Annotated in this window: 14 protein-coding genes; 5 read left to right on the plus strand and 9 right to left on the minus strand. The window is 71.7% G+C overall.

Annotated features, from left to right (window positions below; genetic code table 11):
• Positions 1-60 precede the first annotated feature (60 nt).
• Positions 61-2,013, plus strand: a complete 1,953-nt coding sequence (locus OG570_RS32375; protein WP_326952849.1) for a helix-turn-helix transcriptional regulator — start codon at positions 61-63, stop codon at positions 2,011-2,013.
• A 64-nt stretch (positions 2,014-2,077) separates the two neighbouring features.
• On the opposite strand, the gene OG570_RS32380 is transcribed toward OG570_RS32375, so the two are convergent.
• Positions 2,078-2,680, minus strand: coding sequence for a hypothetical protein (locus tag OG570_RS32380; RefSeq protein WP_326952850.1), 603 nt, complete (start codon positions 2,678-2,680; stop codon positions 2,078-2,080).
• Positions 2,681-2,805: 125 nt separating this feature from the next.
• Between OG570_RS32380 and OG570_RS32385 the strand changes: the two genes are divergently transcribed.
• Positions 2,806-3,207 (plus strand): DUF302 domain-containing protein, encoded by a 402-nt coding sequence (locus OG570_RS32385; protein ID WP_326952851.1) that lies wholly within the window; start codon positions 2,806-2,808, stop codon positions 3,205-3,207.
• 3 nt (positions 3,208-3,210) lie between these two features.
• On the opposite strand, the gene OG570_RS32390 is transcribed toward OG570_RS32385, so the two are convergent.
• The 6 genes from OG570_RS32390 to OG570_RS32415 all read right to left on the minus strand — a co-directional run bounded on the left by OG570_RS32390 (position 3,211) and on the right by OG570_RS32415 (position 8,070).
• Positions 3,211-3,906: a hypothetical protein gene (locus tag OG570_RS32390; RefSeq protein ID WP_326952852.1), complete on the minus strand. Its 696-nt coding sequence runs from the start codon at positions 3,904-3,906 to the stop codon at positions 3,211-3,213.
• Positions 3,906-4,784: an ABC transporter ATP-binding protein gene (locus OG570_RS32395; RefSeq protein WP_326952853.1), complete on the minus strand. Its 879-nt coding sequence runs from the start codon at positions 4,782-4,784 to the stop codon at positions 3,906-3,908. The genes OG570_RS32390 and OG570_RS32395 overlap by 1 nt, the downstream gene beginning before the upstream one ends.
• Entirely contained in the window at positions 4,781-5,152 is a 372-nt protein-coding gene (locus OG570_RS32400) for a GntR family transcriptional regulator (protein ID WP_247052349.1), read from the minus strand. Before OG570_RS32400 ends, OG570_RS32395 begins: the two co-directional genes overlap by 4 nt.
• A gap of 96 nt (positions 5,153-5,248) precedes the next feature.
• Positions 5,249-6,166, minus strand: coding sequence for an NADP-dependent oxidoreductase (locus tag OG570_RS32405; protein ID WP_326952854.1), 918 nt, complete (start codon positions 6,164-6,166; stop codon positions 5,249-5,251).
• Between the two features lie 15 nt (positions 6,167-6,181).
• Positions 6,182-6,589 (minus strand): PPOX class F420-dependent oxidoreductase, encoded by a 408-nt coding sequence (locus OG570_RS32410; protein WP_326952855.1) that lies wholly within the window; start codon positions 6,587-6,589, stop codon positions 6,182-6,184.
• A 17-nt stretch (positions 6,590-6,606) separates the two neighbouring features.
• Positions 6,607-8,070: a DHA2 family efflux MFS transporter permease subunit gene (locus OG570_RS32415; RefSeq protein WP_326952856.1), complete on the minus strand. Its 1,464-nt coding sequence runs from the start codon at positions 8,068-8,070 to the stop codon at positions 6,607-6,609.
• Between the two features lie 92 nt (positions 8,071-8,162).
• Here OG570_RS32415 and OG570_RS32420 point away from each other — a divergent pair, with 92 nt between their 5' ends.
• Positions 8,163-8,834 carry a TetR/AcrR family transcriptional regulator gene (locus OG570_RS32420; RefSeq protein ID WP_326952857.1) on the plus strand — a complete coding sequence of 224 codons (672 nt, stop codon included), beginning with the start codon at positions 8,163-8,165 and terminating at the stop codon, positions 8,832-8,834.
• Positions 8,835-9,215: 381 nt separating this feature from the next.
• On the opposite strand, the gene OG570_RS32425 is transcribed toward OG570_RS32420, so the two are convergent.
• Together OG570_RS32425 and OG570_RS32430 are read right to left on the minus strand one after the other, a co-directional pair.
• Complete coding sequence (locus OG570_RS32425) at positions 9,216-10,391, minus strand: hypothetical protein (protein ID WP_326952858.1); 1,176 nt, start codon at positions 10,389-10,391, stop codon at positions 9,216-9,218.
• 131 nt (positions 10,392-10,522) lie between these two features.
• Complete coding sequence (locus tag OG570_RS32430) at positions 10,523-11,293, minus strand: SDR family NAD(P)-dependent oxidoreductase (protein WP_326952859.1); 771 nt, start codon at positions 11,291-11,293, stop codon at positions 10,523-10,525.
• A gap of 83 nt (positions 11,294-11,376) precedes the next feature.
• Here OG570_RS32430 and OG570_RS32435 point away from each other — a divergent pair, with 83 nt between their 5' ends.
• Both OG570_RS32435 and OG570_RS32440 read left to right on the plus strand, forming a co-directional pair.
• On the plus strand, positions 11,377-12,642 hold the full coding sequence (locus OG570_RS32435; RefSeq protein WP_326952861.1) for a cytochrome P450: 1,266 nt from the start codon (positions 11,377-11,379) through the stop codon (positions 12,640-12,642).
• On the plus strand, positions 12,639-13,301 hold the full coding sequence (locus tag OG570_RS32440) for a TetR/AcrR family transcriptional regulator (protein ID WP_326952863.1): 663 nt from the start codon (positions 12,639-12,641) through the stop codon (positions 13,299-13,301). Before OG570_RS32435 ends, OG570_RS32440 begins: the two co-directional genes overlap by 4 nt.
• The last annotated feature ends 30 nt before the right edge of the window (positions 13,302-13,331 follow it).

Raw genomic sequence — 13,331 nt, forward strand, 5'->3', positions numbered from 1 at the left:
CGTGGCCCGGCGCGGCGCTCGCCGAATCCGTCACCTGACTGCATCGGGTAGGTTCGCCGGGTGAGCCTCGTCACCGGAGGGCAGGCCCTGATCCTGATCGGCGGCCCGGGAACCGGCAAGACCGCCCGCCTGGACGACGCCGCGGCCGAGGCCGGCGGCCTGGTCCTGCGGGCGTCCGGGCACCGCCTCGAGACCGACATCCCGTTCGCCGGCCTGCACCAGCTGCTGCGGCCCGTGCTGGACCGCGCCGACGTCCTCCCCGCGCGGCAGCGGGCCGCCCTGGGCGTGCTCACCGGCGACGGTGGCCCCGACCGGCTGCTGCTGGGCATCGCCGTGCTGACCCTGCTTTCCGAGCTCGGGCCGGTGCTGCTGGTCGTCGACGACCTGCAGTGGCTCGACCCGGATTCGCTGCGGGTGCTCACGTTCGTGGCGCGCCGCCTGGACGGCGAACCCGTCGCCCTGCTCGGTGCGAGCCACCAGGCGCACTTCGGCCTGCCGCGCCTCGAAGTCGGCCCGCCGGCGGACGTGGCCGTCGCGGTGCCCGAGCTGACGGCGGCGGAGCTGGACGAGCAGGCCGGGCAGGCCGTCCGGCGCGGGGCGTACGGCACGGCGGCCCGGCTGCTGGACCGCGCCGGTGGTGATCGGCGGCTGCTGCGCGCGGCCGAGCTGGCGATCCTCGGTGGCTACCCGGGACGGGGCCTGGAGCTGCTCGGCCGCGTCGAAGACCCTTCGCTGAGCGGCGAGACCGCCCTCCGGCGAGGCCAGGCCTTGGCTCTCACCCAGCGCCGTGACGCCGCGCTGCGGCACCTGCTCGACGCGGCCGCGAACCTCCCCGAGCCGCTGGCCGGGGAAGCGATGGACAGCGCCGCCGTCGTCGCCTACTACACGGGCCGTCGCGAGGGCGTCGTCGCCCGTTCGCTGTGGGCGCGGACGCTGACGGACCCGGCGTCGGCCGCCGGGCTCCCCGACCCGCCGTCCCGGCCGGACCAGCTGATCGCCCACGCCACGATGGCCTGGCTGCTGGACGAGACTTCGCTTGCTGTGGCCGGCTTCGAGCGGGCCGCGGACCTCGCCGAGCTGCCGGACGTCCTGCGCTGCGCGGCGGGCTGGGCGTACCTGGAGTCCGGGCGGTGGGCGCCGGCCCGGCTGGTCGCGGCCGCTTCGGCCCGGAGCGCGGCCGACGGCGACCTGCCGCACACCGCCGCGGCGGCCCAGACCCTCGACGCCACGGTCCTCGCGCTGCAGGGCGACATCGTCCAGGCCCGGGAACTCGCCACCGCCGCGCTGGCCGCCGTCACCCCGGACGCGAGCGCGTCGGTGATCGCGCGCGGCCGGTGGGCGCTGGGCCTGGCCGCCACCGCCGAGGGTGACTTCGAGACGGCGTACGACCAGCTCCGCATGCTGTTCGACGCGGACGGCCGGCCGGTGCACTACCACGTGACGCCGCTGGCCATCGCCGATCTCGCGGCCGCCGCGGCGCGCACCGGCCATTCGGTGGCGCACCTCGTCGACCGGGTCGTCCCGGCGACGCGACGGCAACGCAACCTGGTGGCACGTGCCCGCGCGCTGGCCGCGCCGGACGAGGCCGAGGACCTGTTCCGGACGGCGCTCGAGGACTCCGGGCCGTGGCCGTTCGAGCAGGCCGCGACCCAGCTGGACTACGGCGAGTGGCTGCGCAGACGCGGCCGACGTGCCGACGCCCGGCTGCCGCTGCGATCGGCACTGGAGACGTTCCGCCGGCTCGGGTCCCGGCCGTGGGCCGAACGCACGGTCGCCGAGCTGCGCGCGGCCGGCGTCCGGGCGGAGCCCGCCGGGCCGACGGCGCTGCTGGAACTGACGCCGCAGCAGCAGGTGATCGTCGAGCTGGCGGCGAAAGGGTTGAGCAACAAGGAGATCGGCGAGCGCCTGTTCCTCTCCGCGCGCACAGTCGGGTCGCACTTGTACCGGGTCTTCCCGAAACTCGGCATCACTTCGCGGGCCCAGTTGCGGGAGCGGCTGGCAGCGGACACCTGACGCGCCGAGGTATTCGGAAGACCTTCCGGCCGTCACCCCGGTAACCAGGCAGCCAAGGCCTGGATCAGATCTTCAGGTCGAAGTTCGTGACGTACCAAGCTTCCTCGAGTTTCTGCAGGCTGAAGGTCATGTTCGTCTGGCCCGGTTGCACGCCGGTGGAATGGGACAGGACGATGTCGTCGAGGGTCTTCCCTTCGACCGATATCTTGTCGGCGGCGATCTTCGCCGAGTCGCCGGTGGCGGCCGGGCCCGCGACCTCGACCTTGGGCGGGTTCGCCGCGTTGTCCGGGGTGAAGGCGGTGCGCAACCCGTCGAGTACCTTGCGCACCGACTTCATCGTTTCGTCTTGGCCGGCGCACGTTTCGGGGGAGAAGACCTTCGGCGGGGTTTGTTCGGCATCGGCCATGACGGAGCACGCCTGGTCGAAGTCGCCGGAGACGACCGCGCCGATCCACTGGGCGAGCGCCTGTTCCGCGGTCGGCGCACCGGACTTCGCATCGGCAGCGGCTGTGTTCGCGCTGCTGACCGATGCCGAAGTGGTGGTCGCGGGAATGGGCTGCCCGGCGACAGTCGACGATTTCGCGGCGCAGGAAACGGTCAGAGCCGCGGCCATCACTGTGACAGCAATCGCCTGAATAGTCACATTTCTGGGGGTTTTCGTCACCATGGCGGAGATCATGGCGAGGATCGGGGGCAATGTCCACAACGGTGGTTCACCTGTCCCGCTCCGGTGTCCGCGCGCAGTACGCTGGTACGGAGTGAGCGTCCGGCCCGCTCAGCCGAGGAGACCGCGTGGATCAGCAGGGCTTGGTGACCGTCGCGAGCAAGTGGCCGGTGGACACGACCGTCGACCGGCTCGAGCGGGCCATCGCCACCGCCGGGCTCGTCGTGTTCGCCCGGGTCGACCACGCGCGCAACGCCCGCGAGGTCGACCTGGACCTCCGCCCGACCTTCCTGCTCATCTTCGGCAACCCGCGCGGTGGCACCCAGCTCATGCGGGAGAACCAGGTCGCCGGCATCGACCTGCCGCTGAAGTTCCTCGTCTGGGAGGATGAGCACGGCCGGACCCGGGTGACCTACAACGACGTCGCCTGGATCGCGCGACGCCACGGCCTGTCCCCGGAGACGGTCGGCGTCGTCACGGCGACCGCTTCCGCCGTCGAAAACCTCGCGCGCCAGGCGACCCAGGACTGACCTTCAGGCGGTCGCGCGCCGGAGCACCAGCCACGCCGTGGCGCCGAGGGCCAGCGCGAACACCAGCGGGTAGGCCGTGTACAGCGCGAACGACGGCTGCCCGCCGAGGAAGTCGCCGATCGCGGGCCACCAGCTCCGCTGCGACGCCAGGAGCTTGATCCCGGCGAGCAGCGCGGCGGCCCCGGCGAGGCCGAGGTAGATCCCCGTCTGCCGCCAGCGCTGGAACACCACGCCCGCCAGCACCCCGATCGCGGACACCGCAACCAGCGGTCCACTGTAGACGAACCACAGCGCGAACGGGCCGTGCTGACCCAGCACGGCCGGCCCGAAGATCCGCGCCTCCCGGCCCCAGCCGCCGGTCGACCGCTCGACGACGTCGAGCACCACCATCACGAGCCCGACGAGCAGCGCCTGGCCGACGACGACCAGTGCGGTGGCCGCGGCGAACGTCCGGCGGGTCACGCCGAGCCCCAGCGCGAACGGGAACACCTGCGTCATCGACTGCAGGTGCGCGGGGGCGACCACGCCCCACAGGGCCGGCAGCAAGTAGATCTCGTGCGCGCCGAACGCGCCTTCGCCGTTGGAGACGTCGATGCCCCAGCCCAGCAGCGGCAGCACGGCCAGCAGGCCCAGCGGGTAGGCGAGCAGGACCGGCCAGTTGACCAGCTGGATCCGCGCGACGTCGAGCACGCGTGTCATCAGGATTCCTTCCCGGCGGCGACCGGCCCGCCGTGGCCTTGGGTGGTGCGGACGACCAGCTGCTGCAACGAAACCGGCTCGAAGTCCAGCCCGGGCTCGTACCGGTCCCGGGCCCCGGTGAGGGTGACGCGCAGGGTGCCGCCGAACCGTTCGCGGTGCAGTTCCCGGTGGCCGGCGGCGAAGCGCTCGACGGCCTCGGCGGGCCCGGTCACCGCGACGGCCTCGCCGCGCAGCGTCTCCGCGTCGGTGTCGATGAGGACCCGGCCCCGGTCGAGCAGGACGACGTGTTCGATCAGGTCGCTGACTTCGTCGATCAAGTGTGTGGAGAGCACGATCGTGCGCGGGTGCTCGGCGAAGTCGGCGAGCAGCCGGTCGTAGAACAGCTGGCGCGCGACGGCGTCGAGGCCGAGGTAGGGCTCGTCGAACAGGGTCAGCGGGGCCCGCGAAGCCAGCCCGATGATCACCCCGACCGCCGACAGCTGCCCGCGCGAGAGCTTCCCGATCCTGCTTCCCGCTGGGACAGCGAAGTCCGTCAGCAGCGCCGCGGCGTAGGCGTCGTCCCAGTGCGGGTAGAGCAGTCGCGCGGCCCGCAGCGCGTGCTTGACGCGGAACTTCTCCGGGTAGTGCTGGCTTTCCTTGATGAAGCAGACCCGCGCAAGCACGTCGGCGTTCTCGGATGGGTGCTGCCCGAAGACCTCCACCGTGCCGCCGGTCTCGAAGGCCTGCCCGGTGAGGATCCGCATCAGCGTGGTCTTGCCGGCGCCGTTGCGGCCCAGCAGGCCGTGGATCGTGTTCCCGGCGAGCTCCACGCTCACCCCGTCGAGCGCGGCGAGCGGGCCGTAGCGCTTGCTCACCCCGGTTGTGCGCACCACGTTCATCGCTGCGGCTCCCAGACGTCGATCAGCTTCTTGATCTCCTCGGCGTCCATGCCGAGCTTGCCCGCCTCCGCCATCAGCGGGGCGAGGAACTGCCGCGTGAAGTCCCGGCGGCGCCGCTCCAGCAGCTGCGCGCGGGCGTCCGGCGCGACGAACATGCCGATGCCTCGTCTCTTGTAGAGGATCCCGTCGGCGACGAGCTGGTTGACGCCCTTGCCCGCGGTCGCCGGGTTGATCCGGTGGAAGGCCGCGAGCTCGTTGGTGGAGGGCACCTGCGTGTCCGCGGGCAGGCTGCCGTCGACGATCGAGTTCTCGATCCGCTCGGCGATCTGCAGGAACAGCGGCCGTCCGTCGTCCTTCACGCCGACCACCGCACACGGCGGTTCGTCGGTTCATTACTCATGTAGCTAACCATGGAGGCTTGAGCCGGGCTTTGTCAAGGTGTTCCAGGTAGCCAGGGTTTGGTGTCAGCTGAATGCGGTAAGGACCAGCCGGCCGCGGACGTGGCCCGTTTCGCTTGCCCGGTGGGCTTCGGCGATGTCGGCCAGGGGGAAGGTCCGCTCGACCGGCAGCCAGAACCGGCCGGCTTCGATCAGCTCGCCGATGGTGGCGAGGGCGTGGAAGGCGTTGCCGTCGGCGAATCCGTTGCTGAAGTGCACGCCGTGCTGTTCGGCGCCGGCGAAGTCGGCGAGGGTGATCACGTTCTTCGCGTTACCGCCGGCGAGGTCGATGAGCTCGGGGAGCACGCCGTTGCCGGCCACGTCGAGGGCGACGTCGACGCCGTCAGGGGCCAGCGTGCGGACGCGGTCGGTCATGCCGTCGCCGTAGGTCACCGGTTCGGCGCCCAGCATGCTCAGGAAGCCGCTGTTGCGGGCGCCGGCGGCGCCGATCACCCGGGCGCCGCGGGCGACGGCGAGCTGGACGGTCGCCGTGCCGATCCCACCGGAGGCACCGTTGACGAACAGGGTGGTTCCGGCGGTGACGTGGAGCTGGTCGAGGCCGCGGGTGGCGGTTTCGAGGGCGACCGGGATGCCGGCCGCGTCGACGAACCCGAGCGACGGCGGGATGGGAGCACGGAAGCTCAGCAAGGCGAACTCGGCGGCGGCCGCTTGGTCGTCGGAGATGCCGAAGACGCGGTCGCCGACGGCGACGTCGGTGACGCCGTCGCCGATCTCGTCGACGACACCCGCGACGTCGGCGCCGGTCGTCTGGGGGAGGGTGGCGCCGAAGCTGAGTTCGCCGCGGCGGATCTTGGTGTCGCTGGCGCTGATCCCGGCCGCGCGGACCCTGATCCGGACTTGGCCCGGGCCCGGGTGGGGGTCGGGCAGGTCCACGATCTTGAGGACTTCGGGGCCGCCGTAGTGCTGGAACTGTACTGCTTTCACGGTGATCGTCTCCTGTCAGACGTTGCGGCTGTGGGGGGTCTGCTGGGTGTAGTCGACGTCCCAGTCCTCGACGCCGATGGCGATGACGCGTTCGGGGTGAACGCGGATCATCGCGTCGTCGTGGTGGCCGGGCGTTTCGACGTCGGTGAGCGCCTCGGCGTGACCGCGGATCTCCAAGGACCGGACTCGCCACGGGTTGGTGCTGGGGACGTCGTCGATCACGAGCGCGATGCGGCCGTTGTCGGCGACGTTGCGGAACCGGCGGCTCTTGCGGAGGTTGAGCCCCATCAGGTCGATGGTCTGCGTGTCGGGGTTGTAGGTGAAACCGACCGGGCTGACCTGGAGGGTGCCGTCGGGCTGGGCGGTGGCCACCCGGCACAGCGGTTGATCGGCCAGGTACTCGATTTCTTTGTCCGTGAACACGTGTCTCCTCGGATCTGTCAGTGGGCGAGGGCGGGTTCGGCGTCGGGATCGACGGCCAGCGGGCCGCTTCGGAAGAGCCCGGCCGAGAGCAGCGCGCCGGCGAGGAACAACGCGGCGGCGATCCAGAACACGAAGTGGTAGCCGGCGAACGTCGCCTGCGCGATGGTGGCGGGGTCGGTGGCCGTCGCGGCGTGGGTGGTGAGGTAGCTCGTGGTGGCGGTCGCGCCGAGGGAGCTGAACACGGCCAGCCCGATCGAGCCGCCGACCTGCTGGGTGATGTTGGCCATCGCGGACGCCACACCGGTTTCGTGGGCCCGGATTCCGCTGGTGGCGGCGTTCTGGCCCGGGCCGAAGACCATGCCGAGGCCGAGACCGATGACGAGCAGGCCCGGCAGCACACCCCCGGTGTAGGTCGAGCCGGCGTCGATGCCGGTGAGCAGGACCATGCCCACCGCGGCGAGGAGGCTGCCGAGCGGCACGATCGGGCGGGGGCCGACGCGGGGGAGCAGCACCGCGCCGGAGAACACCGCGCCGGCCATCACCAGGACGACCATGGGCAGGAACGCCAGGCCGCTCTGCACCGGGGTGAACTTCAGGGTGTCGGCCAGGTAGTAGGTGACGAAGAGGAACACGGCGAAGCCGCCGGTGCCGGAGATGCCGATCGTGAGGTAGGACGCGCCGCGGTCGCGGTCCAAGACCACCGACAGCGGCAGCAGCGGGTCCCGGACCCGGCGTTCGACCACGACGAACGCGATGACGAGGAGCACGCCGAGCGCGGTCGGGCCGAGGGTCCAGGGGTCGGTCCAGCCGCGGGAGGCGGCGTTGCCGAGGCCGTAGACGATGCCGAACAGTCCGAGCAGGGCCAGGACGGTGCCCGCGACGTCGAGCCGGGTCCGTTCCGGCCGGGCGCGGTCGACGAGGAAGACCAGTGCACCGGCGATCGCGATCGCGGCGATGACGACGTTGACGTAGAGGCACCAGCGCCAGGACAGGTTCTGGGTGAGCACACCGCCCAGGAGCAGGCCGAGTGCGCCGCCGGCGCCGGAGATGGCGCCGAAGACGCCGAAGGCGCGGCCGCGTTCGCCGGCGTTGTCGGCGAAGGTCACCGAGACCATGGACAGTGCGGCGGGGGCGAGGATCGCGGCGAAGGCGCCTTGGGCGATGCGGGCGATCAGCAGGAGGGTGAACCCGTCTGCGGCGCCGCCGAGGGCGGAGGCGGCCGCGAAGCCGAGCATCCCGATGACGAACAGCCGTTTGCGGCCGTAGAGGTCGCCGAGGCGGCCGCCCAGGAGCAGGAGGCTGCCGAAGGCGAGGGCGTAGCCGGTGACGACCCACTGTCGGTTGTCATCGGAGAACGCCAGGTCGTGCTGGGCGGTGGGCAGGGCGATGTTGACGATGGTGGAGTCCAGGATGACCGTCAGCTGCGCCAGGCTCAAGACGACGAGCGCGAGCCACCGGTTCGGGACGGCTTCGGATTTCATGGCTGACCTTCGATCGCTCACGGGCTTGACTTACCGATGTTATATTAACTTACCAACGATAAGTCAAATGTTGACGGGTAAGGTGATCAGCCATGACCGACGACGTCCTCTGGCTGCGGGATGAGCCGCCGCGACCGCCGAGGCGGAACACACCGCTCACCCTGGAGCGGATCATCACCGCGGCGATCGCCGAACTCGACGCGGCGGGGGCGGAACGGCTGACGATGCGCAAGCTCGCCGAACGGCTCGAGGTGACTTCCACCGCGCTCTACTGGCACGTCGCGACCAAGGAAGACCTGCTCGACCTCGCGCTCGACCACGTCGTCGGCGAAGTACCGGTACCCCCGCCCGGCTCGGAGCCCCGGGCCGGACTCCGGGCGCTGCTCGTCGGCTGGCGCGCCGCGATGCTCGCCCATCCGTGGTCGCCCGCTCTGCTCGGCCGCCCGCTGCTCGGGCCCAACGTGCTGGCGCGTACCGAGTTCATCCAGGCGAAGCTCGTCCAGGCCGGGCTGGCCGGGCTGGAACTCGCGGCCGCGACCCGCACACTTGCCGGCTTCGTGCTCGGCGCGTCGCTGGCGGACGCCACCTGGCGCCGGCTGGAGGACCCGGCCGCGATCGCCAAGGTCCGCGCGCACATCCTCGATTCCGCCGAGCGCTATCCGACACTCAGCACGTCGGGGTTCGTCGATGCCGGGTGGCCGGACGACGAGCTGTTCGTCTTCGGCCTCGACCGGGTGCTCGACCGGCTTCTCGCCAGGACCTGATCGCGGATCTCCGCGCGATCGCCGTCCCGCGCGGTGTTGAACCCGTTGCCGGACCGGATTCGCGCCAACGCGGTGGCGATCACGGCGCGCCGCGAAGGGTGACGCGGCCGCCCGGACGGGGAGTCCGGCTCGGGTCGATCGGTCGGTGAGCCGCGGATCGCCGGATTCCGGCGCGTACAGCAGCGCGACGTGAGGGGCGTCGTAGAAGGTGAGGCTCATGGTGTCGTAGGCGGCGCGCAGGTCGTGGGCGTCGCGATCGATGCCCTGGTGCTCGTCTCGCACGACATCGGCGTGGTGCAGCAGCTGTGTGACCGTATCCGTAGCGGACCGACGTCGCCTCCTGCCGGGAGCGGCTCCGGTCACTACGCGGCGACCGCGTCGTCAGGGCTGGGTGGACGTCGCGGTATCCGGGTGGAGGGTGAGGTAGACGGCGCGGACGGCGAGGGTGCGTTCGATCTCGTCGATGATCGGGGCGAAGAACTGTTTGCGGTGCTCGGTGTCGCTCATCGACGTAACCGCGAAGTACATGCTGCCGAATCCGGCGAGCAGGGTGGCGTTGCGCAGCAGGGCGACCGGGACGCCGGGCAGGAGCGGCGAGATCGCCGGCGCCGCGCCGATCCACTGTTCGGCCGTCGCGGGGGTCACGATGATCACGCCGAGCAGCACGAAGAAGGCGAACGAGGCGAGGCCGATCACCGCGGCCTGGACGAGCTGGCGGGTCGCGAGCATCAGCAGCAGGTTGCGTTTCTGGCGTCCGTTGAGGCTGACCGCGCGGACGGGGCCGTCGAGGGTGACGGCGGCGAGTGGGGTGCCGGCGCAGGCGGCGGTCAGCATGGGCGGGCTGAAGTCCTGTTCGACCCGGCCGATCTCCTCGCGGAGGCGGGCGGCCGCGGCGAGGACGGTGACCGCGCCGAAGAGGACGACGACCAGGGCGAGGCGCCACCAGGCGAGCTGGTTCATCAGCTGCCACAGCTCGCCGGTGAAGAAGAGGAACAGGGTGACGAAGAGCAGGACAGGCAGGGCCCGGCCGAGGACCTGCACGCTGTTGCGGAGGTCGGTGATCGCCTGCTTGACGCCTTGGCGCACGAGGGTGCCGAAGCCGTAGGTGGTGGCGAGGTAGGTGGCCGCGAAGACGGCGGCGAAGAACACGAGGAACGCGAGGACGCCCAGCGCGCGGGCGCCCGGGAGGGTGATGGCGCCGTCGAAGGCGAGCTGCAGCAACGGGACGGCGACCGGCATCGCCGCGTAGGTGATCAGGATGGCGATGGTCGCGGCGCGGGAGAAGCGGGGGAGGTGCCGGACGAACAGCGAGATCGTCACCCAGGCCGCGAGGGTCACCGCGACGACGACGCCGAGCAGAATCCAGCGGCCCGAGCCGGCGGTCTTGAGCGGGACGAGCCAGGCGAGGCTCGCGAGCGTGACGAAGACCAGCGCGGGCAGCATCCGGGGCAGGACGTGCTCGGTGAAGCCGTACCCGGCGATCATCGTCGGGGTCCCGCGCCGGAGGAACCAGCGTTCGGTCCGCTGGACCCGCGCCCGAGGTGAGGAGGTCGGCATGAGTAGATGATTCCCGGCGGCTTCCGCGCGGGCCCGCTCGGCCCGGGCTACTCCTGTGCCGCGGGACGAACTTGTCCACCACGGGTGCCGAGGCGGCCCTGCTGTTCCGGCTCATACGTCAAGCAGCGGGTTCAGTCGTGCAGGCTGCCGCCGCCGTCGATGGACCAGGTCTGCCCGTTGACCCATTCGGCGTCGTCACTGAGGAGGAACGCCGCGGCCGCGGCGAGGTCGGCGGGCCGGCCGAGGCGGGTGCTGCGGTTGCCGGCGAGCCCGGCCGCCCGGAATTCTTCGCTCATGGTGGCCAGCGCCGTCTCGGAGAGGACCATCCCGGGCGACACGCCGTTGCAGCGGATCCCTTCCTTGCCCCACCGGGACGCGACGTGGCGGGTCAGCGCGTTCACACCAGCTTTGGACGCCGCGTAGGCCGGACGCACGGCCTCGCCGACGAAGGCCGCGGCGGACGAGGTGTTGACGATCGCGCCGCCGCCCGCGGCGAGCAGGTGCGGGATGGCCAGCCGGCAACTGCGGGCGAAACCGATCAGGTTCACTTCGAACGTGCGGCGCCAGATCGCCGCGTCCATGCCGTCGATCGCGACGTCGTTGCCCAGCGTGGCGGGGGTGAGGTCGGCGCCGACGTTGAAGACGCCGTCGAGGCGGCCGGTCCGGTCGAGGGCGCTCTGGAGCAGCCGCTCGATCGACGTCTCGTCGGCGAGGTCGAACTCGACCGCGACGGCGTCGCCGCCGGACGCCGTGATCGACTCGACGGTGGCTCGCGCGCCGTCGACGTTGATGTCTCCGACGACGACGCGGGCGCCTTCTTCGGCGAGCCGGACGGCCGTGGCCGCGCCGATCCCGCTGGCACCACCGGCGATGACGATGCTCTTGCCGGGCAGTCCACGCATGAGCCCTCCGATCCGAGGCGCTGGCCGGTCGAGATTAAGACAGCCGTCTTGATTAAGTCAACCGCCTTACCTAGGCTGCCGACATGCCCGACGACCGAGCGCACGCAGGCAACGACCCGGCTGCGGTCCTGGAGGGACTGCCGCCCTACCCGTTCCCCAACCCCACCGCGCTGGAGCCACCGCCGGAGTGGGCACAGCTGCGGGCGCGGTGCCCGGTGGCGCGCATCGAACTGGCCAGCGGCGACGAAGCGCTGCTGCTGACCCGCTACGACGACGTCCGGGCGATGCTGTCGGACCCCCGGTTCAGCCGGCAGCTCGACGCCGACGACGCGTCCCGCGTCTCCGACAGCGACGACGGCGGGGTGTTCAGCCGGCCTTCGGCGTCGACCGGCGGCGAGGTGGCCGCGGACGAGCCGGAGGCGTCGATGCTCGGCGGTCCCGGGCACCGGCGCTGGCGGCGGCTGGTCGGGAAAGCGTTCACCGTCAAGCGGGTGCAGGCACTGCGGCCGGGCATGACGGAACTGGCCGAGCAGCTGATCACCGACATGGTCGAGGCCGGCGCGCCCGCCAACATCGGGCCCGCGCTGGGGTTTCCGCTGCCCGTGTTCGTGATCTGCGACCTGCTCGGGGTGCCGCGGGACGACCGGGGCCGGTTCGCGCACTGGTCGGACACGATGCTCAACATGACCCGGTTCAGCCAGGACGAGATCGACCGGTCGGGCCGGGAGTTCTACCAGTACATGACGGAGTTGGTCGCCACCAAGCGATCCGCACCCGGTGACGACCTGCTGAGCGCTCTCGCCGCCGACATGACCGCGACCGAGCTGGTCATGACCGGGCAGGGCCTGCTCATCGCCGGGCACGAGACCACCGCCAACATGATCGGCAAGATGGTCGCGATGCTGCTGGCGGACCGCGAGCACCGCTGGGAGCGGCTGCTGGCCGACCCGTCGCTGGTGCCGCCCGCCGTCGAGGAGGCGCTGCGGTTCGACGCCAACCCCGGGTTCGGGATGCCGCGCTACGTCTCGGAAGAGACCGTGGTCGGCGGCACCACCCTGCCGCGCGGCACGACCGTGGTGTGCAGCATGGCCTCGGGCAACCGCGACACCGACGCGTTCGACGGCGCCGGCGACATGGACCTCGCCCGCCGGCCCAACCCGCACCTGGCCTTCGGCGTCGGCCCGCACTCGTGCGTCGGCCAGCAGCTCGCGCGCGTCGAGCTGCAGACCGTCCTCGAAGTGCTGCTGCGGCGCCTGCCCACGCTGGAACTCGTCGGGGACGCCGCGGACCTGCGCGCCCGGCAGGGGCTGATCGTCGGCGGGATCGACCAGGTCCTGGTGCGGTGGTGACGGGCCCGCGGCCGCAGGGCGGCGGGAGGTCGGCGGCCACCCGGGCTCGCCTGCTGGAGACGGCGGAGCGGCTGATCGCCGAGGACGGCGTCGCGCAGGTGTCGAGCCGGCGGCTCGCCCAGGAAGCCGGACAGGCCAACAACTCCGCGGTCGCTTACCACGTCGGCACGATGGAGGAAGTGATCCTCGCCGTGCTCCGCGAGCACGGCGAAGCGATGGACCACATCCGGGCCGCGATGGTGGCCGCGGCGGAGGGTTCGACGCGGCTGCGCGACCACGTGGCCGCGCTGGTGCTGCCGACGACGCTGCACCTCGCGGAACTCGGCGTCCCCAGTTACTACGCCCGCTTCGCCGCCCACGTTGTCAGCGACCCGGTCCTGCGCGCGCCGGCACTGTCGGTCACCACGTCGACGCCCGTGATGCACCGGGCCTTGCAGGCGGTGGCCGCCCACGCCGGTGATCCCGCCGACCCCGCGATCCTCACCCGCTCGGCGATGGCCCGGCACGCCATCGTCCACACCTGCGCCGAGCGAGAAGCGGAACTGGCCGAGGCGGGGGACCGTTCCGGCATTCCCGGCTGGGCCGAAACCGGCGAAATCCTGGTCGACGGCATCACAGCTCTGCTGACCACACCACCGCGGCGAACTCCGGACCGGTGAATAGGTCCCTAGCCGCGTGAGGCGTCGCTC

Source organism: Amycolatopsis sp. NBC_01286 (assembly GCF_035982555.1).
Taxonomy (GTDB): Bacteria; Actinomycetota; Actinomycetes; order Mycobacteriales; family Pseudonocardiaceae; genus Amycolatopsis.

Coding starts and splice junctions, on each gene's coding strand:
- OG570_RS32390 (WP_326952852.1), bottom strand. CDS start 3,906: ATGACACGCGTGCTCGACGTCGCGCGGATCCAGCTGGTCAACTGGCCG.
- OG570_RS32415 (WP_326952856.1), bottom strand. CDS start 8,070: ATGAAATCCGAAGCCGTCCCGAACCGGTGGCTCGCGCTCGTCGTCTTG.
- OG570_RS32380 (WP_326952850.1), bottom strand. CDS start 2,680: ATGGTGACGAAAACCCCCAGAAATGTGACTATTCAGGCGATTGCTGTC.
- OG570_RS32425 (WP_326952858.1), bottom strand. CDS start 10,391: ATGCCGACCTCCTCACCTCGGGCGCGGGTCCAGCGGACCGAACGCTGG.
- OG570_RS32395 (WP_326952853.1), bottom strand. CDS start 4,784: ATGAACGTGGTGCGCACAACCGGGGTGAGCAAGCGCTACGGCCCGCTC.
- OG570_RS32420 (WP_326952857.1), top strand. CDS start 8,163: ATGACCGACGACGTCCTCTGGCTGCGGGATGAGCCGCCGCGACCGCCG.
- OG570_RS32430 (WP_326952859.1), bottom strand. CDS start 11,293: ATGCGTGGACTGCCCGGCAAGAGCATCGTCATCGCCGGTGGTGCCAGC.
- OG570_RS32435 (WP_326952861.1), top strand. CDS start 11,377: ATGCCCGACGACCGAGCGCACGCAGGCAACGACCCGGCTGCGGTCCTG.